Source organism: Bacillus sp. L_1B0_5 (assembly GCF_000836715.1).
GTDB lineage: Bacteria > Bacillota > Bacilli > Bacillales > Bacillaceae_G > Bacillus_A > Bacillus_A thuringiensis_S.
In genome coordinates this window covers 169294-189916 of record NZ_JXIS01000001.1, presented here as the reverse complement: position 1 = coordinate 189916, position 20623 = coordinate 169294, and the positions used below count along the sequence as shown (strand labels likewise).

The following is a 20623-nucleotide window of genomic DNA, read 5'->3' as shown; positions in this document are numbered from 1 at the left end:
TATTTCCTCCTTGTTTTGGCACAAAAAATAGACCTATAGCTCTAACAGGTCTAGTGCATTTTGTATTTTTAATTGTTCGTTATTATCCTTCTTTGAAATAGAAGGAGCCTTTGCTACAATCTTATTTGGTGTTTTTTGATATTTATCAAAGTAATCACTGCTACAAGCTGCGACTTCTTTTGCTTCCACAACTTCAATATTGAAGTATTTTTCAGCTTCTTCACCACTTAACCAGGTCTCAGCATCTACTAATTGCTGAATTACTTCAATTTCGATGCCTTCTTTCAAGTTTTCTTTGTATACATTCATAATTCCAGCCTCAAGATTATCCAAGTCCTCTGCCATTTTACGAAGTACATTTGCATTTCCTCTACTTACAGTCCATGGTTTATGGACCATTAAAAAAGCATTAGAAGGGACAACAACACGATCACCAGCCAAGGCGATTACGGAAGCGATAGAAGCTGCAACACCATCCACATAAACAGTTTTTTGCGCTTTATTACGTTTCAACATGTTATAAATAGCTAAACCAGCGAATACAGAACCACCACCACTATTTACATAGATATTTAAATTACTTTTATCATCCAACTGCCCTAAAATATTTTTCACATCATCCGGCATCACATCGGAATCGTCCCATTTCCATCCGGTATTGTTTATAATGTCACCATAAATGAATAGATCAGCTGAAGAATCTGTTTGATTTTTAATTGTAAATACGTCTTTAATCGTCCTCATCTCCCTTCTGTAAAACTCCTCCATTAGCTTTTGCCAATTGATATTCGTCTGCGATTTCAATAGATACATGGTTTAAGTCAACACGGTGTTTATCACCGTATTCCCCAATCCCGTCCATATCCTCCAGTTCCAGCACCTGATTAATTGAAAATGCACCAGCATCTAACATAATTTTGTAGAATTCTGCTCGTGATTTAGAATCAGCACGTAATAAGCTTGTTAGGTTAAACTTCAAGTAATATCGTTTTTGCTCATGAAACGAAAATAATTTATAAGAAAACTCTTCTTCATATTGAATAAGAATTGGACTCAATGTATTTTGAATAAAATCCAACGCTTGTTGCTCAATATTGGAGAAAGTAGCACGATCTAACTCATTAATCATGTGCAAAGGAATATTAAAGATATTTGCAATCTCGCCCTTATCAAATTTCATACCTTCAATAAATTGGGCATCTTTTAAAGGCATTCCAACCTTCTCAAACTCTAAACCAGCATCTAAAATGGCTATCCTTTGCGCATTATTTAGACCTGTATTTGCTTCTTCCCAGGCATCACGAAGTTTATTTTTAGCCTCTTTATTTAACGGTTGTTCTGTTTTTAATATCCCGCTATGCGCTGCCCCGTTTGTGAAGAACTTACCTTTAAACTTTTGAGCTGCTTGTGAGCTCCCTATAGACTCTCTTGCAATTTGAATAGGAGGTTTCCCCCTTAAACCATCAGTAGACAATGTAGTAAGATGGATTATGTCATCATCAGGTATTTTTATAGGTGTACCGTCTGGCAAACTCGTAAAATACCATAGTTTATTGGTCTTTAAGTCCACAGTGGGCGTTGTAACAGCCGGATTTAATACCCATAATTCTTTTGGTCTTCCATCCACACCCCAATGAATATTAATATAGGCGTTTCCCCATGTATTACGATGTGTTTCAATTAAATGTTTAAATTTAAATGGGCTTTGATAAGGATTTGGTCTTCTTTCTAGAACAAACGATACTTGATGTGCCTTATCCCGTTCTCTTCCCTTCGCTGTCTTTTTAAATGTTTGAAACGGAAGCATCGCAACACTATTTGCAAGGATGTTAATACACCGATAAACCGTCGGAACACCTAAAGAGGACTCAACCGTTACCTTTTCACCGCTTGCGGCTTGATAGCCAAATAAACTTTTAAACCAGGGAGAAGGATTTTTTAAATCTGTCGTATCCTGATTTCTAAATAATTGCCGAAAAATCAAAAATTTCACCTCCCTTCTATCTTCTTATCATTACCACCCCCAACATTGTGAGAATAACCCCTAACAGATACCAGCCGTAAATCGGATTCATAAAAAAAGTCGTCCCAACAATAATGGACAACCCCGTAATCAATAGAATATCTTCTAAAATACTGATGAAAAATAATAAAAACCGCATGTCATTCCTCCTAGAATGAGAAATCTTGACTTAAAATATAGGAATTTAAGTCTACCTCACCAGAACCCAGCATACAACGAACATGTGAGTTAATGACAGCCGCAATCGGATCGATTCTTTCTGTTGCTTTTGACTTGTCCAACATAATATTTTCGTTCGCATCCTGTTTTGTTATAGCGTTACTCGTTGCCCAATTTAATACAGGATTGTTATTGTGGATGACTTTCTTTAAATACACTTGTTCTCTAAAATCTTTTGTAGGACCTGATAAAGTTGCCATCCCTTGGCGTATTTCTATCATCGTATACCCTTCCGCTTCCATGTCTTGCATGAATTGCGTTGCATTCCAAGGATCCGCACATATTTCTTTAATCTTAAATTTATGGTCTTTTTCCATATTTCTAATATGTGTTTTGATAAATTCATAATCAACTACCGCACCAGGTGTTGTGGTAATCCATTTTTGTTGTACCCACAAATCATAAGGCACTTTATCCGTTTGTCTCTTTTCAACTAACGTATCTTCCGGCATAAAGCTATGACTTAACACGATATACTTATCATCCTTTTTAAACTCGAATGAAATACTTGTTAAATCAATTTTTGCTGATAAATCGACACCCACTGTACATTCCAATCCTTTTAATTCGGATAATTCCACAGTTTCTTTACAATTTTTCCATTTTTGCATGTCCATGTACCCATTTTCTTTCATGTCCACCCAACGATTCATGTTTTTAGTCAGGAAATTCCGCATTTTTTCTGGGACATCTAATGCTGATTGAAGTTCTCCTTTTAAAAAAGATTGTCCTTCTTCATAACTACATAAAATAGGATTCGCTTTCTCCCAGACTTCAGGATTCGTAATTTCATCATCCTTATCTAATTCATTGACCATCACAAAATATTCTTCATTTTCAATATCAATGTTCGGGTCTAAAATCTTAGAAACATATTGATACTCCACACGATAGCAAGGATGGCTCAAGTTGAAACCAGCTGTTGTAATAATCATCATGAGTGGATTCGGACGAGCACCTGAACCTGACACCAGAACATCATAAATTTCAGAGGTAGGATGGGCATGATACTCATCAATAATCCCGCACTGAACATTTAGTCCATCCCCAGATTTTCCCGCATCTTTTGAGAGCGCGGAAATAAAAGAATCTGTTTTGAGATGCTCAATTTTCCCATACGCAATATTGAATTTTTCTTTTAGGTCTTCGCACCCATTCATTTGCGCTTTAATTTCGTTCCAAACAATTTTACTTTGCTCTGTTTTTGTGGCACCAACATATACTTCCGACATATTCTCACCAAAGGCCATTGCTTCATATGAGCCCACGCACGCTAAAGATTGTGACTTTGCATTTTTACGCCCTACTTGCCAATATGCCTTTTTAAATCGACGTAACCCTGTATTTCGGTGCACCCATCCATAAATATTGCTAAACACGAAAATTTGTATGGAATGTGGTTCAATTCTCTGACCCGCTAATTTTCCTTTTGTATGTTTAAAAAGAGACATCCACTTTAAGAAACGAAGCGCTTTTTCTTCCTTAAAAACATATGGAAAATCTTCAGAACCTTCACGCTCAATATCTCTTAAAAATCGTTTACACGCTTGTTTATGCTTCTGACAAGCAACAACTTCACCATGTAATACATCATCACAGTAGTCCATCATCCATTGTCTGATCATGTTATACGTCAAACTCCTTTTCTACATTTGTTTTCGGACCTTGTTTACTATTTGGAATGACAATTTTCGCTCTTGCACTCGGTGTAAGACCAAACTCAACAGCCAAAGCCTTCATTTGTTCATGTAACTGTTTCTTCTTTGTAAGTAGTGGATGGGGAACTTTATTCGTTTCAGCTGCCTTATTTGTATATTCAACAAGAAGTCCTTCTTCTCGGATAATTTTGGTGCATTCAACATAGTCAGAGTAAGCATCGCAATATGTTGCTAATGCATTCACATCTATGTTTGTAATAACATCTAACTCTAGTAATTCACCGGCAATCCGTCTAAATTCTTTCTTAGCAATTGAATCTAACCACGTTGGTGGTTTTACCTTGTCCTTTTTTGCTTGTAACTGTTTTTCGGCTTTTAATCGCTGCTCAATTTCATCTTTTGTCAATCGATTTGTATTACCTTCTAATAAATGCAAATGAATCGGTTTCGCTTTCCTTCCTATGTGAACCACCTCCCTCGGCTGACCCCCCCTTTTATGGAATAAAACGAACTTTTTGCACGGAAAGCTAGGCGGCGGTCTCCAGAAAGTCGCCTTTTGCTTTTTTATAGTGGGGGGTGTTTATGAATTTTTTCTTTCAAATCATTTTCTGTTTTTCTTCTCGTCTTCTTTTGTTTTCTTATTGTGACAAGCATGGCAAAGCGTTTGTAAATTAGTCGGTTCTAATCGTTTAGACCAATCAACACGAATAGGAATGATATGATCGACTACATCTCCTACCTTAATGATGTCCTTGCTTCTACATTGAACACATAAGCCATGATCTCTACGATAAATAAGCTCACGCATATCCTTCCACAGTCTTGAGTTGTAGAATGAACGTGAGCTTTTGTTTCGAATATGTTTGTCGTAATATCTTACAGTTTCTTTTTCTTTTTCGGTATGTTTAGCACAATACTTATCCCGTGTTAATTCATTGCAACCTAATGACTTGCACGGCTTGAATGGTTTACTCGGCATTCATATCACCCCACAATAGGATGATTATGTTGAATGATTTCAGTATTGAAGCGCTTATTATCAGTAAGTACATGTTCAATATGAATGTAAGGACCTGACTTATGATACTGACCATCTGTCTTCCAATCAAAGCTAATCCTTACTTTCCCTTTAATCTCTTCACCTTTGTAATGAACTATTGGCACTGAATCTATATCTGAGAGTACAATTTGTAATAAAGGTTCGTTCTCATCTTTTACAACATTCATTTGTTTACAACCCTCTAGCATAGCGATCGTGCTTTGTTCACATGCAACTTTCATTAAAATCTTAATAGGTTCCAAGCCTAATAGCAGTCTCGCTTCGTTGACACTTAGCTTCCCTTCTTCTATTTTCTTTTGTATAAGTTCAGCTCTTTCACTTACCATTGCGTTTCACTCCTTACTTACATACTTATTAAACTTGGTAACAATCTTCAATGTTACCAACGCTGGCCAAACAGGTGTGAAGATACAAATAAGAAATAGTGTTACGACAATCGTAATGATCTCTTCCTCTGATTCCCCCTCAATATCTTTCAAGGACTTACGTAAAAATGGTTGCATACCAAAAGAAACATAAATCATACCCACAATAAGATAGGCTAATATCCACATCATAATTAACTACCTCCCAGCTTCTTCCTCAATCGTTTCATTTCATCCTCGATGGCCAGATTCTTTTTATTAATCCGTTCATGACACTTGGCTATGTCCGCTTGATGCTTACGAATCTTATCGTTCACATATGCAGCGACACACTCATGTTCGCAATGAGGACATGTGAAGTAACACTTCTCAATGCGATTAGAAAGCTGTGCTACTTGTGGTTGCATATTATAATCTTTATTACAGTTGGAACAGTAGACTTGCATCTATCCTCACCTCTTTTAAAAGAATATTCCGATTATATATTTACAAATAAATACAAATTGTTATAATAGAGTTAACATTGCCATCAGGAAAAGTAATTCGCCCCCCAAGCGAGTTTCTTTTCCTTTTTTTATGGCTATTTTTCTAAGAATTTATCCACCGCTTTACCAAGCAAACTAATCATTGCTTCTCTCTTTTGCTTTGGCGTTGTGTTATCTTCCAACTCGTTAAAGATTGGAATTGCACTTTCTAATTTCTGTTTATCAATACGCTCATTTACAAGGTCTTGTCCTAACATTGAAATGAATGTACCAATTGCAATAGCTTGTTCTTGTTTAGTTAGTTCCATTGACTCTCACTCCTTAATTAATGTTTTTGTAGGATATTCTTATTTTGTGTCGAATTAAGTATGCAGAAAGGAGGTGTTACTATGCATAGAGAAAGAGAAGAATTACTTTCACTATTTGATATCGAGAACCATTTCAATTTCCCTTCTGTACAAGGATTTGCACTTAGATTAATTGATTTTGAATTAGAATATCAAGATCTAGTATCTTTAGAAGCTTCTGATTCACAGAAATGGATTGAAGCTAGAAAAAAACAGATTGAACTAGACTACACTCGACATAAGTCTAACGTTCAATCTGTAATAATTGGAAATGCTTATAGAGAAATGCAAAGAAACGAAAACACTCAACTAGTCTTTGAGGCTCTAGAAGAAGGTATGAAAGTTTTAGAGTTATTCAATTCTATTTTAGAAAACTACGACAAGGACCCTACCTACAAACCATCATGGTATGACGTCCTATTAATTAAAACAAAAAACTAAATCTTCATTTCTGATTTCTTGAACTTGATTGGTGTTCCACACATGCTACAGTAAAGATGATTTAAATCATGTAATTCTCTTATACATACATGTCCATCTGAATTAGTATGCTTAAATTTAATTTTAGTTTTTTCTCTAAGTTCATACATGCCAGCCTCGGTGTTTATTGAGGCTGGTTTAATTATTTGATTATCCATTCTTCATCCTCCTTAACTAAATATTCTTCCCTATTCGACATCCTGCTAACTGTGCTGCCTCAGCCATTACTTCATTTATTTGCTTTCCTTTTATAAGAACAGGAACTTCTATTTCAATTGAATCTTTCTTATTAGTAAACTTACCCATAACCTTTTCCAACTTCTCTAATGCTTCCACACATTCATTTGCAGCTTCAGTCACTTCTTTAATTCCTTCCAGTGCTTCGGTTGTATCAGCGCTGACCTCAATAATTAATTTGTTATTAGCCATTTTATTCTGCCTCCTTTTCAATCAAGTGTTCTAGACCAATGATCCCCTTGTCGTCCAAACGAATATCCATCAATCCTAAAATCTTAATCACATCTTCTAATGATTTGATTTTACTTGCGTCAATCTTATGAGGGTATCTTGGTCTAAGATAAATACTGTCTTTCTTTTTCAAAGTTAACTCCTGTCCTTCCATCTTTATCCTCCTCCAAAATAAAAAAAGCCCCGAATGGATGCTTTATCATCATTTACTATTCATTTTTAATTACGGTATGTGAAGTTTTATTCTTCTCTCAACTAACAAGCACTTTTGGAAAACTTATTAGGTTCTCCTCATTCCGTCTACCTAGGATGTTGTTAGCTCAAAGAAGAGCAAAAGCTCTCCTTAATAACGGTATCATTCAATCAGTACCATCTGCTGGTTTCGGATTTTATGTGCCGTCATTATGAACCGTTTAGAATTCAAGAAAAACATAGTGAGTTGTGTTTTCCGCCACTTCTCACAATACAAATATAACACGATAATTCCAAAACAACCGGCATATTTCCTGCCAAAAAGCGGTCACGACTCTGCCAATTTTTTCACTATTCTCATTTCAAATTTTTCAATTTGATCTGTAAGTTCTACTTTAATCCCTAATAACTCATGATCTTTTGCTTTTTGCTTTTTTCTAATTAGCCACTCTGGATAAGCCAAGTCCTCTAATATCATTCTATAATAATTTGGATTTATCCTTAATAGATTCGGTTTTTCACCTTGCAACATTTTATATTCGACCAATTCACACAGTAGCTCTTCGCATACCAATCTATCATCACCTCATATCCAATATATTTAATTGATATACAGCATCTTATCATTCTATGATTGTCAATTACCCATATGTTTAATTGTGTGTCATTCACCAAAACGCTGCATCCCTTGTTATCACTGTTTTGATAAGACTTCCTTTTCTCAATTACACAGTACGATATTTATGGGTAATTAGTAGAAATATAAAAAGAAAAAACAATGATTAGATTTTAAATCTGCTCATTGCTTTATCCATTGCATCTTGGTTTACTCCGATATACCGTAACGTTACTTTTTCACTTGAATGGTTAAAAATCTCCATTAACAAAGCTATATTCTTCGTCTGCATGTACATATGATACCCATAGGTCTTTCTGAGTGTATGTGTACCGATTTCATCCAATCCAAACTCCGCCGCTGTACTTTTTAATATTTTATATGCCATACTACGGCCAATCGGACGATTTTTCCCTTTCCTACTCTTCAATAAATATTCTCCAACGTCTCTTCCTTCGTTAAACCACCTCAGCTCTCTTTTTAAAGATGAGGTAATTTGAATACGTTTTTGCTTCCCTGTCTTCATTTCACGCATTGAAATGTGACTTCCTTGTACATCTCCTACCTTCAGTTTTAGAATGTCGCTTATGCGTAACCCTGTATTGATTCCCATTACAAACAGAATATAGTTACGCTCATTCTTTTCTTTTAAATATTCTTTGATTTGTTGTATTTGCTCTGGATCCCGTATGGGCTGGACAAAATTCATAGGTCATCACCCCCGTATTGATTCTCTATCTCATAAACTTCTAATCTAAGAGCAAAAGCTAGTTTATAAAACGCTCTAGCTTTCACACGTCGATACGTACGTTCACTCATGCCGATTTCGTTATACACCATATAATCGCATACATCTTCATCTTCTAAATATCGTTTAACTATAATGTCCCTCTGATTTTTTCCAGCTGTACTGTTTCCGAATCGACTTAATGCTTGTTCAACTCGAAATGCCATTTTCTCTAACCATTCTTCACGCTTGCTTTGTTGAATATTAGAGATTGCTACATCTTCTAATGGTTTGCCAACTGCATGTGTAGGACCATGCTCTCTCCTTTCATAAGAAGGAGTGACTTTCATTTCCTTACGCATCATTCCAAATTGCTTATATATACGTACACTTTCCAAAATACCCTCTAATTTCTCTTGTGTTGCTGCTCTATCGATTTTTGGTAAGAAAGATAATTGCTTAGTCATTCCAGACCACTCCTTTTATTTTTTATTACTTTTGTCTTAACGCTCCACGTCTACGCTCATAACAAGGTCTATGCATCCCCATTAAATCCTCAATTTCACGAGTGCTAAAATTCTCTTTTGTTTTTTTCTTTTTTGTTTGTTTCGTTTGTTTTTCCCATTCACGTAATTGATCTCTTAGTGCTTTCATTTTTTCCACCCCCCTCACAAAATAAGAAAGAGGACACCATTTCTTAAAACAGCTTAATTGCTGCTCTAAAAATTGGTGTCCTCTAGTTTTCTAGCCGGACCCTATTCAATTTCTTTTCACTTCAAAATACCAGCCTGCAAAAAAATATTTCTCCAAGCTTTTTTAACCCTTTCTTTCTCAGCACCTTCTATAATTTTCGAACGACGCGCAATTGCTTTTTTCACTTTCCTTTTCTTTATACTCGCCAATTCTCTCACCCCTTCATTTAAATGCCTCTCTTTTCCATTCTGAAGCATTTTAACACTTTTAATACCCATTACATTCAAAAATAATCTAAACGTGAATTGTCCCTGTTTTTTAAGCTCTTTTCTCCATCAAAGGATTATTTTGTTCAAAACTTGACGTTGCAATAGAAACACAATACATGTAGCCCTACAGTTCTTTCCGGGATGTAAAAGCCAAACATAACGCCCCAAGCTTCTTTATCTATACCAAGTTTAATTTCCATCATTCCTTTTCTCCTCCATGAGCGCATTTCTCACACTGGAACTTCCAATGTCCTTCTTCTTCTGGAAAGTGATTGTTTGCTGGTTTACCACAAGCGCACCACATCTTGCTTAGATCATCCCTGTACTGTAAGCCACCGTCTTCTCTTTGCATTAAAACTAATTCGCCTTTAATCATTTCCTTCTACCTCCCACTTTTATTAATTTCGAAAAGAAATATAATTTGGATTCACCCTATTAGTTACAAATGACTCGCTATAAAAATACTTTGGTTTAACATGAAATGTTCTGCATAGTACTTGTATTTGATTAAATGTTGGATTAATTCTTGAACGTTCTATTTCAATCAATCCCTGGGTATCAACCTCTAACAATTCAGCAGCTTGTCCTTGAGTCATTCCGAATAAATGCCGAAGTTCTGTTAACTTTTCTCCATTAAAATTACTCACAACATTTCATTCCCTTCTGAATAAAGCTCAATAATCCGTCAATACTAATTGCAACCTACCTTACCCAAAGGTAGTACCTTTTCAACAAGTTTTTAGAGAGCAGTTAGCTTTTTGCTAGCTGCTTTTTTTAATACAGGCACCTATTTACTAACAGTACATAAACTATTTCGAACCTTACTTTTCGACTCATTTAATTGTTCATGACTCACAAACATAACATAATGAATGACGTCATCTTATGAAACGAGCACTCTGGCACAAGTGCTCGTTTTATTTTGTTAATTTTCTACAAAATTAAATTTTATGTTAATCTTCTTCTAACGCTATAACAGTTAAATAATTACGAGCGTTCTTTCTAATAGCCACTCTTTTTTTATAAGATGATGATTTGTAATAATATACTGTCTTAGGAAGTACTCCCAAATGTTGAGCGCACTCCTTTACAGTTCCAATACATATTAGTGATTCACCTTTATAAACGGCGTACACTTTTGGGCTCACGTTCCAACTCCCCTTTTTTCTAAAATGAGGGTTTTATTTCAGTCACACTTTTTAAAGACAAGCATATAGTATATTGACAATTTAAATTCTTTAAAACTCCTCTTTTAAAGATCTTTACCTAGAGCACATATATTAATGTGCTCTTTTTATTTATAAAATAATGGATCAAATAGCGTTTTGGTTTTGGTTTAGTTTTCTTTATCCCACCCTTGATACTTTCTGAATAATTCAGACATTGTCATATTGTTGTATTTTGCTAAGTCTTTAGCTAACGCACACACATTTTTGAAAGAAGAACAACCTTTTTCCATTTCGAGATATTCCAGTAAATCTATATAGTCGCTGTAATAAGGTTCTTCCTCTTCAACTGGTTCTGCCCAGCAACGTAATTCCTTACCCTTAACGACTAGTGTCGCATTTGGCTCTCCTTGATTACTCCCTTCACACCAGCGCCATCCACCATCTTTCCAGTTACCGTCGTCCATACTTCTTGTACTTGCATCATCACTCATCTTTTTGAAATCTTCATCTGAAACCTCGTATACTTGATACAATGTTTCTTCATAACCATAAGTACATGTAGCTTCTACACCTAATCTTTTTAGATCTTCTGTAATATTGCCTTGTACTAATATTTCTTCCATTTTAATTTCCTTAGTCAAATTAACCGTTCCGATTTCTTCATAGGGTTGTACTTTGTAACCTTTTTCTTGTAGAATTTTCAATACTTCTTGCGTATCCTTCCAAGCTGCTGTACCTTGTCCAAATTTAATAGTAATTGCATTCATTTTTCATTCTCCTTTTCAAATAACGATTTTGTTTTAATTTCGCGATCTATTCTTCCGTTGTATAACCGTAACTTTTTTACATATCATATTAAAATCCAAGTAATTCTCTTTTAGGGCGGTAATAATATGAAAAAGGCATTTAAATACATTCTAATCTTCTTTTGTGCAGTGTTTTATATTACATTTATAAGCTGTATGATTTATCAAAATTTTTTCCGTGATCATTTTATTCCTCCAGCCGAGAAATCTAAGCTGGAACATGATGATTCATGATTTCTATAAATGCTTCCCTTCCTATATGAGCTCGTTATTTTCATTATGATTAGGTATCAGGAGCACTTTTCAAGTCGCTCTTTAGTTCAAACGTCCCTGTGTATTCATTACCTTCCCCATTCTTCCCAAATAACTATTTTGTTGCGTTTTGTTATTTCCGAATTGTACTCCAAATAACCAATGTCTTTTTCTAATTTCCGATAGTCTTTTAGCCAATTAATAATAATGATTCACTTCTATAAATCAAACACAATTAAAGCGTCCTTTTACATTTTTCTCAAATAAAAAAGACACTAAATGAGTGCTTTATGCACTTATTTAGTGTCCTCAGGCTTTCCTATCTTGGACATTATTCGAACGCAAGGTAATAACAATATCTTCTTTTTTTTCATTATTTAAGGCTAATATACCTGATGGTAGATTAACGAGTTCTTCAATTTTATGCGGAAACATCTTTAAATCGGATGTTATTTTTTCTGCTGTTAAAATTCTATTTTCTATCAACAGTTGAATTGTTTGCTTAAATAAAGATGGTGTAACTCTTTTCAATACGTCATCTAAAGGCTCTTGCTTTCGCATCCCTTTTCTCGACATCTGTTTTTGCAGATAACTATATTGATTATGATTAATTATTCCCAAATGATAACTTCTTACTACCATTGCTCCAATTGATGTCATCCAATACTTTTTTAATTGAATGAATTCATCGAGTTTATTTGTATAAAGAGACTTAGTGAACGCTTCTTTAGGTAACAAAAATGCTGCAGCAAAATAATCTGCCTGTCGTTCTATTTCTCTCCACTCATCGTTACTTAATTCTGCCTCATCAGTTATCCAGGAATGCATCAATATATGTCCTAATTCATGGGCCGCATCGAATTGCCTTCTAACAGCAGATACCTTATCATTTCCAAGTACGATAAAATAATAATCGTTATTCATAACAATTCGTTTTTGACAAAAAGCATCGATTTTTTGTTCACCAGTAGTCACAGTAGTAAGGAAAATCCCATTTTTCTCTAAAAGATACACCATGTTTTTTATAGGCTCTTCTCCTAGCCCCCAATACTCTCTTACCATTTTGGCTAGCTTTTCAATATTTTTAACAGTCCATTCTAAATCATAAAACTCTTTTAAATTAGGCAAATTTAATTTAGGGAAATTTACATACTTCCCCAGATACTGTTGAATATGAAATATTAAATTAACACGCTGTTTTTGTGCTTCTTTTTCCTTTTTTAAAGTTGAACTAGAGGAACGAAAAAAAGTACATCCCTTATTTTCAAGATTAGGCTCTTCACTATAAAAAAATTCTCTTGGAAACTGGAGCACATTAATTATCTTCATTAAAACTTCTAAGCTAGGTGGATTTTTCCCTTGTTCATATTGTGAGATAGCTTGTCTACTTACACCAATTTTTTCAGCTAACTCTGCAATCGTTAAACCGGAAAATGTTCTTGCTGCTTTTATTCTTTGAGGATTAATTTGCTTAGACCGTCTTCCCACTATCATTATAATTACTCCTTTATCTCCACAGAGTAACTAGTTCCTGTTATTTTTCATCTTCCTTAATGTCTTCTCTAAGCGTCAAGTCATAGTTAGGAGTTTCTGCATCATCATCACTGTCAGGGGCTTGTGTAGCATGCTTATGCGACACAGTAATAAATTCACTCCATAACTCATATTCAAGCCAAGAATTTACATTGTCACTAGGTACTCCTATGGCTATATTCACTAATTCATTATCTTCAGCTAGCTCATATGTAACAACAGCAAATGTTGAGTATTCATTTTGAACAATTGGATCTACTTCTAAATGTGGAGGCTTATCGTCATCTAAATTGAATTTTAATTGTGTTAAATCGTTTTCTCTGTATTTTTTATTGACAGATGCATACGGTTGGATATATTCAGATACCTCTTCTTCATCAAAAATTTCTTTTGCTTTCCATGGTAACTTCTCTTTATCAACCTTACCTACTTTTTTAAAGATTACTAACGTATCATTCACAATAACTTTAATATGTTTTCTCCAATTTCGCCCAGACCTCACAACTTCTTGCTTCAGAGACAAATGTGGATTACTCAAAACAAAATTTTTAATACATTCGTTAATTTCATCTCCTCTTAAATCTGGAAAATGATTGTTCGTTGCATTTCCCTGAACTTTAATAGCATGTTCTCTAAACTTATCTAGACCTTTTACTATAGACTCAACAAGTCCCGATTTAACCTCATCACTAAAATTTATTGTATCCAATACATCCATTTTTTAACCTCCATATTGTTTGTACGTAAAATTATTGCCTTTTTAGAGGTTATTTGTCAAGTATATTGTTTTTTAATATAAAAAATTAAATTAATTCACTCTCTTCAAATTTTACTTTTTTAGCATGCCCTTTTACCGTTTCAATTATAGTTAATCCATGCTCTACTGCTTCACAAACCTTAACTTTCCCTTGATTTCCATCTAGAATTATTATCAGCACTTTCCCTTCTTCAATATTCCCTTCTACTTTTGTTCCATTTAAATTTGCACTTATATCTTTCAATCTCAATTAAATCACTCCCATGTATTCATGCTTTTTCACTTTCACTACACCATAGTTGCACATCATATTTAACAATTGTGTATTATATCTCTTATTCCTTTTTCTATAAATTTCAAATTTTATTTCATTCCGGTTGACTATCATTTGAAAAATCGGAAATATTTACTCGATGTTTTTTCTGAATACTCATGCTATTATGTAGTTGCTGATGTTCACCATCCCGTGCACTCAGTAACTGCATCCACTGACTCTACTCTCACCCTTTTGAGAGTAGAGTCTTTAATTACAGGATTACCTTTGAATAGCATAATTTTATTTGAACTTATTCGTAATCGTTGTTTGTGTATGAGACACTTTTCCCTTTACCCAATATAAGACTTGCTGTCCGTAGCCGCTCTTTGGGGGTTCTTCGAAGTTGATTTTTCCATCCACCACAATGTAGATCCCGTTTATTTTCATGTCTATTTCTCTTTTCATCTATGTCTGTTCTCCTTTGCATTGGCTTGTCCATTTTAGGAAATTCCTGTGCTCTCTTGATAAAAATGCCCTTAGTCCAGCTCCATAATTTCTTTCAATGTTCGATTGGACACATATACTTTAATGATTTGAATTCTCCCGTATGTTTCTACTGCTTTTTCTTTTGCTTCAGCCTCTGTATTCACTTCAAACCAACGTAACTTCTGTTTTTCATCTCGGTCAAAAAATTCTACTGCATAGGTAGGTGTTACTGAATGATTAGAGAGGAATTTCTCAGCCGTACTATGCGCTGTATAATCCATGTTTCCTACGATATCTTCAAAGGTTAATTGTTCCATACACTCAACTCCATTCCCACAAAATGATTGATTTCTCCCCTTTACCGTCTATAACTTTCTCCCTCGACTTCAATCAAATAGTCATTTGCCATCCCTAGCAATCTATCAGCAGCTGCAAACCCAATTTTTTCAGGTAAGGTATATTCATCTTCATTTGAGCTAAAAATGATGGGCGCTTTACGCTTATATCGCTCATTAATGATTTCGTAGTACATTTCTTCACGAGATTCTGTATGTTTGCTCTTACCTAGATCATCCCAAACCAGCACATCCGCATACTCTACGACTGTATGGAGCTTTTCAAAGTACTCCTTTTTATCATCACGCTTTGCCGACATAATCTCTGTCATAAAAGTGACATCACTTATACAAACTACTCTGCACCCTCTCGGTTGTGCATTTACAATGTCTTTATTTACAGTTTGAACATTTTGTATAATCCATCTAGCAGCTGCTATTTGTAGATGCGTTTTACCTAATCCGTAATTGTTGTGAAGTTTCATTTTCTCAACCCGTTCATTGATGGATAAGGCTTTTAACCTTCCCTCGCCATATGTAGCGATATATCCAAAGCTATTGCGCTTCGTATCCCTGATTTCATTAAACTTTTTTAAGTATTCCATCATGCTGTTAAACATTTTCTTTTGCATATCGGTATGACGAATATAATTTTTAAAACGTGCTTCTTCAAATTCTTCTGGTATCATTGCATTTTTCAACCTTGCTATTTCAGATTGTTTCTTTTGGCAATCACACATTCTACCTGTCCATCCATTTAAGATCATTCCCGTTCCACTGCATAACGGACAGGTATCATTAAGCGTCTTCTCCGAGCCATTCAATGTTATTTTCATATTCTTGTTGTGATTCCTCTCGTTCCTTGTCTGTAAGTTCTCTCCACTTTTTTGTTGGTTCTGGCAATTTTTCATAGCCCTCTTTTGCAAATCTGCCATGACTTCCGCTATGCTTGCGAATCTGCTCATTTTTCTTCACCTCGTGTTCTTCTTTGGCTTCAATCACTAGCCTGTCCCATTGCTTTCTCAACTTACTAGGTGACAATATATTCTTTTTCCAGAAGGAATGATCCTGAGACCATTCCAAGAGATACACAATTTGTTGATTTGTTTTCTTGTCTCTTTCGCGAATTAAGCGGAATTCATTGGCCCACTTCTCGAAGTTCGGCTCTTTATGTTCTGGATTGGTTTCTAAAATTAACTGGAATAACAATTTGGCATGCTCCATGTCGCAAGTTTCAAACTTGTGACAAGAAGTCTTTTTATTTGTAGTAATCTCTGTAGTATTCTCTGTAGTAATCTTTGTATTTGTCCCACGTTTCAATGTAGGAGCCTCCTCCGTTTTAGTGTGGGAGCCTCTCTCATTAGAATGTGGGAGGGTGTCACTTTCTAGCGTGATAGGGTCTTGATATAAGATAGAAACTTTTTCGATGTTCTTCACAATTGGTTCCACATACATAACGTTGTTATGCCTAGTTCCGTTAACTATGATCGTACGAAATTCAATTGCAATTAATTCTCTTTTTACTAAGTATTTGCATGCTTCTTGTACTTGTCTTTTGGTAAAACCAAATGAATCAGCCAATTGTTGATAACTTTTTTGAAGTTTGTCTGCTTTAAATTTTTGTTTATATTGGATTTCATTTGTTCTTTCATCCTTTATTTCAGTTGGTTTATACCAATAAAAAATTTCGCTAAGTATTGTAATTGCAACCATATAGGGCTTGCCATTTTCTAAAGTAAGGTACTTAAACCAGCCCTGGTCTAAAGTGTTACCTTGCAGGTTTATTCTTGCGACTTTTATTACATTGGTATTCATTCCAGTCACCCTTCTCTATCTAACATTTTTTCAATATATCTTTACTGCTAGGGTATTTGATATTTCTCAACAAAAAGATTTATTTTTTTTATTTTCAATCTTTTATTTTTCACTTTTTCCTGTTAGAATGATGAATAAGTTATATTCTTTCACGAAATACCCTGACTTTTGACCTGCTATAACAGGTCTTTTTTTGCATCTCGTACGCAACATGTGTTATGATGACATCACATGTGTTTCTATTAGATCACCAGCCCCAACTGGTGGTTTCTCTTTATCATTCTTTTCCCCAAGAAAAAGGATTTTTGTTTGATTGGCTTATAAGCTGGATTCATCTTTAAAAATGCCCGTGTCTTTCTTGTTTGAACAGTAGATTTTTTCATCTCTAATTTTCTAGCTATTTCTTCTGTGGTATACCCTTCACCGACGTGCAGAATAATTGACTTTTCTTGTTCTTCAAGTACACTCGTCACTTCTTCAAATTCAATGGATAATATCGCTTCTTTTTCCACATCAATAGGAGATACTGCATAAAATTCTTTTACTGTTTCCTCATCTCGATGCAAATCAATCGAATGAATATTCATTTTATTCCGTTCCTCATGACCAACTCGTCTGCTTATCTTAAAAGGCGTCCCTTTCAAGTGAAGCTCATCACTCATTGCCCATTTCATGCCTTTCATCACGTATGCACTGAATGTATCTACTCTCTCTGGATCATAATTCATACAATGCTCCCATAAATACAGATGGCCAACTTGTATTAAATCATCCAAATCCATATTGTTTATTTCTGCAATCTGCCCAGCTCTTGCGATACTTCCAAATTGTTGCTTGATCGCTGCAATCACTAAATATTTCTTTTCTTCAAATAATTCTTCTGCTGTCATTTTCTTTTACCATCCCTTCTTGTTTTTAAATATAATAGTTTGCTATACAATGTACCCTCTCCACGGCTGAAGCATTGATGCCTCTACTTCTTAAATGTTCCACAATCCCTAAAATGCTTTTACGATCCTGTTCAAGTTGGTTATCATATTTTTCTTTCTCACGGTATAGCGCTATAAGCTCCCGTCGAGCCAATCGTGCTTCTTTAATCCAAATGCAAAGTAACAATGGATCATTCTTTTGAATCGCCTCTATTTGTTTCTTTTCACAATGCTGCAAGAATTCATCTAGTATTTGTTTTTTCTGTACATCTTTCTTTAAAACTGATAACGTCATAGCGCTTTCTCCTCTCAAATTCATTCCACATCTTTTGTAAATTCTTTAATTGGTTTATCGAGTGCATAAACAACAAGCAAAAGCCCACAGATCAGAAACCCAGTGATACATACTGAAAAAACACTTTCTTCCATCATAGTTATTTCCTCCTTCCAACTTTTTTACATCTCAGAGAACTTAATTTGAGAGTTTACTATATTAATTTTCTCACTCAGCACAATAGGTAACGTATACTCTCCAACAATCTTTGTTGCGAGTGCCAAATGACCACGTTTAATTGCTTTATGGCTTGTTACTCCAAATTCACGATATAACTGATTATAGATATCACGGTAGACCTTACCTCTAATCCCCGCATGTTGGTACGCATTAGACTGTTTACCACCTAATAGCGCAACGCCATGACGCTTGACTGCATTTGATATTTCATCGCATTCTACAGCAAATAACGGCGCATTTTCTCGTAAGTCTTTGACATCTGATTTGATGTGCTGGAGTTCTTGCTTTTGCCCTTCTAGCGCTTCAAAAGTAAGCTTTAAAATACTCATGGGATCTGTAGGTACATGTTGCTGTTTTTTGATGTATTCCTTCATACGTTTAAATTCTTGTATAAATCGAATTTTTGTTTGCACTGCTTCTTTCGTGTTGTACCCAAAAACAACTAATGTAAATGCTTCTTCTGTTAAATTGTACTTGGGATATATTCGACCACGTTCATTTGTGTAAGTTGACTCCTCAAAATTTAGGAGTGAGAATTCTGCTCCTGCATAATCCATTTGAAGTTTAATATCTGATATAACATTATCGTGTCGTTTACCGAAAATCTCAGCAATTGTCAAACTATCCGTTACTACCTCACCATTACTTTCAAATACCAGTTCGTTTGCTACTGTTAATCCATCCATGTAAAGCCCTCCTAAATTTTAATAATGCTTGTCCAGTCCACCACCCTATGCACTTGGAATGATTCGTATTGAGTTCGTATGACGATGTACTAAATGTAATTCATCATCTACTTTCTTAAAGATTAGCCAATTATCAGGATTTAAATTATATGAATTGATATGTATCTTTTCTCTCTTGGTTGGTCTTTTACCATTTTTCATAAATGCTCCTCCCACCTTTTCTGTTTATTTTTCAAACAGCTCGTCCACTGTTGTTTTGAAGTATTTTGCTAGTTTCTGAGCTTCTTTTAGGGTGAAATCACTTTTACCGTGTTCCTTAGCAAAATATGTTCTCGGTGAAATATGGATTAAATTTGCAATTGTTTCTTGCGTCATACGTCGCTCTTTTCGAGCAATAAATAAGTTTTTGTGCATGGATATCATTCCTTTTCTAATTAAATTAGTTTTCAATCATAATCCAACATAAAGTTAACACTGTTAACATGTCAGTTAAAAAAAATCGATGAATAAATCATCCATTGGAATTTTAAAAACTTCCGATATCCCTAATAATTTTGAGGTTGTTGGCTGGATTTTTCCGTTTTCCATTAAATTAACTAAAGAATGACTACAGTTTAATAATTGAGCCAATTCCCTCTGTGAAAACCCCTTATTTTTTCTTAATAAAGACAGTTTCTTCCCATTAAATTTTTTCATTTTCGCCCTCCATCTGTTACCTGTGTTAACATCATACACTAAATATATTTTCTTTGTAAACCCTTTTTATCTTTTTTTAATATCTTGTTCTTTAAAAAACATTGCTTTGTTATACTTTTTTAGTTATCATAATCAATAGAAAAGTTTAATTCAGTTAACCGGAGGGTGTTAGTAATGGTAACGTTAGGAGAGCGTATAAAGTCTATTCGTACGAAAAAGAACATATCACAAAAAGAACTAGCGGAAGCTTTAAATGTAAATAGGTCTGCGATTTCCTTATACGAAACCAATAGAAAGAGCCCTTCACGAGAGAACACTTATAAAATAGCTAATGTCTTAGGCGTCTCTATCGACTATTTATTGGGTATGCAAACCGACTTTTCACTTGAAACAGAAAAAATAAATTCGGAAACTGCTCATCTCATGAAACGTCTAGACAATATGCCGCAAGAAACAAAACAAAACATTATAAAATTAATTGATGATTTAATTAAAATACACGAAAAAAGCCATGATTAATTATTATTAATCATGGCTTTAATTTTACTAACTGCAAGTATGTATTCTTCATCCTCACTAAAAATTTGTTCTAACATTAACATCTTTTTAATTTTATCTTCAGTGTTTTCCTGTTTAATTTTTTTAACATTTATCTTGTTCATTTGTCTAATCTCTCCTATAAGTAATAATCTCATCACCCATTGTAAATTAGCACCTTTTTTATAATTTTATTACTAATTTTTATAGATGTCTCAAGACTAGCCAAAAAACAAAATGCTTTTTTTTA

At 34.6% G+C, this 20623-nt stretch carries 37 protein-coding genes; 2 read left to right on the top strand and 35 right to left on the bottom strand.

What is annotated here, in order from left to right:
* Positions 1 to 33 precede the first annotated feature (33 nt).
* From RT27_RS01025 to RT27_RS00985, 9 genes are all read right to left on the bottom strand, one after another.
* Positions 34 to 744 (bottom strand): head maturation protease, ClpP-related, encoded by a 711-nt coding sequence (locus RT27_RS01025; protein ID WP_015382181.1) that lies wholly within the window; start codon positions 742 to 744, stop codon positions 34 to 36.
* The gene (locus RT27_RS01020; RefSeq protein ID WP_043935090.1) at positions 731 to 1984 is read right to left on the bottom strand and encodes a phage portal protein; all 1254 of its coding nucleotides are present in this window, start codon (positions 1982 to 1984) and stop codon (positions 731 to 733) included. Before RT27_RS01020 ends, RT27_RS01025 begins: the two co-directional genes overlap by 14 nt.
* A 188-nt stretch (positions 1985 to 2172) precedes the next feature.
* The gene (locus RT27_RS01015; RefSeq protein WP_043935089.1) at positions 2173 to 3867 is read right to left on the bottom strand and encodes a terminase TerL endonuclease subunit; all 1695 of its coding nucleotides are present in this window, start codon (positions 3865 to 3867) and stop codon (positions 2173 to 2175) included.
* Between the two features lies 1 nt (position 3868).
* Complete coding sequence (locus RT27_RS01010) at positions 3869 to 4372, bottom strand: phage terminase small subunit P27 family (RefSeq protein WP_000233388.1); 504 nt, start codon at positions 4370 to 4372, stop codon at positions 3869 to 3871.
* A gap of 129 nt (positions 4373 to 4501) precedes the next feature.
* Entirely contained in the window at positions 4502 to 4879 is a 378-nt protein-coding gene (locus RT27_RS01005) for an HNH endonuclease (RefSeq protein WP_043935088.1), read from the bottom strand.
* 5 nt (positions 4880 to 4884) lie between these two features.
* The gene (locus RT27_RS01000; protein WP_043935087.1) at positions 4885 to 5286 is read right to left on the bottom strand and encodes a hypothetical protein; all 402 of its coding nucleotides are present in this window, start codon (positions 5284 to 5286) and stop codon (positions 4885 to 4887) included.
* Between the two features lie 6 nt (positions 5287 to 5292).
* Positions 5293 to 5517, bottom strand: coding sequence for a hypothetical protein (locus RT27_RS00995; protein ID WP_043935086.1), 225 nt, complete (start codon positions 5515 to 5517; stop codon positions 5293 to 5295).
* Positions 5518 to 5519: 2 nt separating this feature from the next.
* Positions 5520 to 5771, bottom strand: a complete 252-nt coding sequence (locus tag RT27_RS35675; RefSeq protein WP_043935085.1) for a hypothetical protein — start codon at positions 5769 to 5771, stop codon at positions 5520 to 5522.
* A gap of 134 nt (positions 5772 to 5905) precedes the next feature.
* Complete coding sequence (locus tag RT27_RS00985) at positions 5906 to 6118, bottom strand: hypothetical protein (RefSeq protein WP_043935084.1); 213 nt, start codon at positions 6116 to 6118, stop codon at positions 5906 to 5908.
* An 81-nt stretch (positions 6119 to 6199) separates the two neighbouring features.
* Between RT27_RS00985 and RT27_RS00980 the strand changes: the two genes are divergently transcribed.
* Complete coding sequence (locus RT27_RS00980) at positions 6200 to 6598, top strand: hypothetical protein (RefSeq protein WP_043935083.1); 399 nt, start codon at positions 6200 to 6202, stop codon at positions 6596 to 6598.
* On the opposite strand, the gene RT27_RS00975 is transcribed toward RT27_RS00980, so the two are convergent.
* The 25 genes from RT27_RS00975 to RT27_RS00865 all read right to left on the bottom strand — a co-directional run bounded on the left by RT27_RS00975 (position 6595) and on the right by RT27_RS00865 (position 19836).
* Complete coding sequence (locus RT27_RS00975; protein ID WP_043935082.1) at positions 6595 to 6795, bottom strand: hypothetical protein; 201 nt, start codon at positions 6793 to 6795, stop codon at positions 6595 to 6597. The two genes, RT27_RS00980 and RT27_RS00975, sit on opposite strands and share 4 nt — an antisense overlap.
* Before the next feature lie 16 nt (positions 6796 to 6811).
* Entirely contained in the window at positions 6812 to 7066 is a 255-nt protein-coding gene (locus tag RT27_RS00970; protein WP_043935081.1) for a hypothetical protein, read from the bottom strand.
* A 1-nt stretch (position 7067) separates the two neighbouring features.
* Positions 7068 to 7259 (bottom strand): hypothetical protein, encoded by a 192-nt coding sequence (locus RT27_RS00965; protein WP_043935080.1) that lies wholly within the window; start codon positions 7257 to 7259, stop codon positions 7068 to 7070.
* Positions 7260 to 7625: 366 nt separating this feature from the next.
* Entirely contained in the window at positions 7626 to 7871 is a 246-nt protein-coding gene (locus tag RT27_RS00960; protein WP_043935079.1) for a phage protein, read from the bottom strand.
* 208 nt (positions 7872 to 8079) lie between these two features.
* Entirely contained in the window at positions 8080 to 8622 is a 543-nt protein-coding gene (locus tag RT27_RS00955; protein ID WP_043935078.1) for a site-specific integrase, read from the bottom strand.
* A complete protein-coding gene (locus RT27_RS00950; RefSeq protein WP_006926941.1) occupies positions 8619 to 9107 on the bottom strand; it encodes an ArpU family phage packaging/lysis transcriptional regulator in 489 nt (162 codons plus the stop codon). Before RT27_RS00950 ends, RT27_RS00955 begins: the two co-directional genes overlap by 4 nt.
* A 25-nt stretch (positions 9108 to 9132) precedes the next feature.
* On the bottom strand, positions 9133 to 9294 hold the full coding sequence (locus tag RT27_RS35075) for a hypothetical protein (protein WP_000645943.1): 162 nt from the start codon (positions 9292 to 9294) through the stop codon (positions 9133 to 9135).
* A gap of 116 nt (positions 9295 to 9410) precedes the next feature.
* Positions 9411 to 9542 (bottom strand): DUF3983 domain-containing protein, encoded by a 132-nt coding sequence (locus RT27_RS00940; protein WP_033691069.1) that lies wholly within the window; start codon positions 9540 to 9542, stop codon positions 9411 to 9413.
* A gap of 259 nt (positions 9543 to 9801) precedes the next feature.
* The gene (locus tag RT27_RS35070; RefSeq protein WP_197078004.1) at positions 9802 to 9978 is read right to left on the bottom strand and encodes a hypothetical protein; all 177 of its coding nucleotides are present in this window, start codon (positions 9976 to 9978) and stop codon (positions 9802 to 9804) included.
* A gap of 22 nt (positions 9979 to 10000) precedes the next feature.
* Positions 10001 to 10249: a helix-turn-helix transcriptional regulator gene (locus tag RT27_RS00935; RefSeq protein WP_043935077.1), complete on the bottom strand. Its 249-nt coding sequence runs from the start codon at positions 10247 to 10249 to the stop codon at positions 10001 to 10003.
* A 306-nt stretch (positions 10250 to 10555) separates the two neighbouring features.
* Positions 10556 to 10750 carry a hypothetical protein gene (locus RT27_RS00930; RefSeq protein ID WP_042597116.1) on the bottom strand — a complete coding sequence of 65 codons (195 nt, stop codon included), beginning with the start codon at positions 10748 to 10750 and terminating at the stop codon, positions 10556 to 10558.
* A 188-nt stretch (positions 10751 to 10938) separates the two neighbouring features.
* Positions 10939 to 11394 carry a hypothetical protein gene (locus RT27_RS00925; RefSeq protein WP_043935098.1) on the bottom strand — a complete coding sequence of 152 codons (456 nt, stop codon included), beginning with the start codon at positions 11392 to 11394 and terminating at the stop codon, positions 10939 to 10941.
* A 744-nt stretch (positions 11395 to 12138) separates the two neighbouring features.
* Complete coding sequence (locus RT27_RS00920) at positions 12139 to 13323, bottom strand: XRE family transcriptional regulator (RefSeq protein WP_043935076.1); 1185 nt, start codon at positions 13321 to 13323, stop codon at positions 12139 to 12141.
* A 40-nt stretch (positions 13324 to 13363) separates the two neighbouring features.
* Positions 13364 to 14080 carry a hypothetical protein gene (locus tag RT27_RS00915; protein ID WP_043935075.1) on the bottom strand — a complete coding sequence of 239 codons (717 nt, stop codon included), beginning with the start codon at positions 14078 to 14080 and terminating at the stop codon, positions 13364 to 13366.
* Between the two features lie 85 nt (positions 14081 to 14165).
* Positions 14166 to 14354, bottom strand: a complete 189-nt coding sequence (locus RT27_RS00910; RefSeq protein WP_231577686.1) for an XtrA/YqaO family protein — start codon at positions 14352 to 14354, stop codon at positions 14166 to 14168.
* Between the two features lie 321 nt (positions 14355 to 14675).
* A complete protein-coding gene (locus RT27_RS32615; protein ID WP_043935073.1) occupies positions 14676 to 14840 on the bottom strand; it encodes a DUF3954 domain-containing protein in 165 nt (54 codons plus the stop codon).
* Between the two features lie 71 nt (positions 14841 to 14911).
* Positions 14912 to 15178: a hypothetical protein gene (locus tag RT27_RS00900; protein WP_000436951.1), complete on the bottom strand. Its 267-nt coding sequence runs from the start codon at positions 15176 to 15178 to the stop codon at positions 14912 to 14914.
* A 41-nt stretch (positions 15179 to 15219) separates the two neighbouring features.
* Entirely contained in the window at positions 15220 to 16032 is an 813-nt protein-coding gene (locus tag RT27_RS00895) for an ATP-binding protein (protein ID WP_016098382.1), read from the bottom strand.
* Complete coding sequence (locus RT27_RS00890) at positions 15995 to 17011, bottom strand: hypothetical protein (RefSeq protein WP_043935072.1); 1017 nt, start codon at positions 17009 to 17011, stop codon at positions 15995 to 15997. The genes RT27_RS00895 and RT27_RS00890 overlap by 38 nt, the downstream gene beginning before the upstream one ends.
* A gap of 242 nt (positions 17012 to 17253) precedes the next feature.
* On the bottom strand, positions 17254 to 17901 hold the full coding sequence (locus RT27_RS00885) for a sigma-70 family RNA polymerase sigma factor (protein ID WP_043935071.1): 648 nt from the start codon (positions 17899 to 17901) through the stop codon (positions 17254 to 17256).
* Between the two features lie 25 nt (positions 17902 to 17926).
* The gene (locus RT27_RS00880; RefSeq protein ID WP_000176230.1) at positions 17927 to 18235 is read right to left on the bottom strand and encodes a hypothetical protein; all 309 of its coding nucleotides are present in this window, start codon (positions 18233 to 18235) and stop codon (positions 17927 to 17929) included.
* Between the two features lie 161 nt (positions 18236 to 18396).
* The gene (locus RT27_RS00875; RefSeq protein ID WP_015382272.1) at positions 18397 to 19140 is read right to left on the bottom strand and encodes a phage regulatory protein; all 744 of its coding nucleotides are present in this window, start codon (positions 19138 to 19140) and stop codon (positions 18397 to 18399) included.
* A 45-nt stretch (positions 19141 to 19185) separates the two neighbouring features.
* Positions 19186 to 19341, bottom strand: coding sequence for a hypothetical protein (locus RT27_RS35065; protein ID WP_000788398.1), 156 nt, complete (start codon positions 19339 to 19341; stop codon positions 19186 to 19188).
* A 24-nt stretch (positions 19342 to 19365) separates the two neighbouring features.
* Complete coding sequence (locus tag RT27_RS00870) at positions 19366 to 19554, bottom strand: helix-turn-helix transcriptional regulator (protein WP_043935070.1); 189 nt, start codon at positions 19552 to 19554, stop codon at positions 19366 to 19368.
* A gap of 75 nt (positions 19555 to 19629) precedes the next feature.
* A complete protein-coding gene (locus tag RT27_RS00865; RefSeq protein ID WP_030027086.1) occupies positions 19630 to 19836 on the bottom strand; it encodes a helix-turn-helix transcriptional regulator in 207 nt (68 codons plus the stop codon).
* Positions 19837 to 20010: 174 nt separating this feature from the next.
* Here RT27_RS00865 and RT27_RS00860 point away from each other — a divergent pair, with 174 nt between their 5' ends.
* The gene (locus RT27_RS00860; RefSeq protein ID WP_043935069.1) at positions 20011 to 20355 is read left to right on the top strand and encodes a helix-turn-helix domain-containing protein; all 345 of its coding nucleotides are present in this window, start codon (positions 20011 to 20013) and stop codon (positions 20353 to 20355) included.
* On the opposite strand, the gene RT27_RS35060 is transcribed toward RT27_RS00860, so the two are convergent.
* Positions 20352 to 20498 (bottom strand): hypothetical protein, encoded by a 147-nt coding sequence (locus RT27_RS35060; RefSeq protein WP_001033792.1) that lies wholly within the window; start codon positions 20496 to 20498, stop codon positions 20352 to 20354. The genes RT27_RS00860 and RT27_RS35060 overlap by 4 nt on opposite strands.
* Positions 20499 to 20623: the final 125 nt, after the last annotated feature.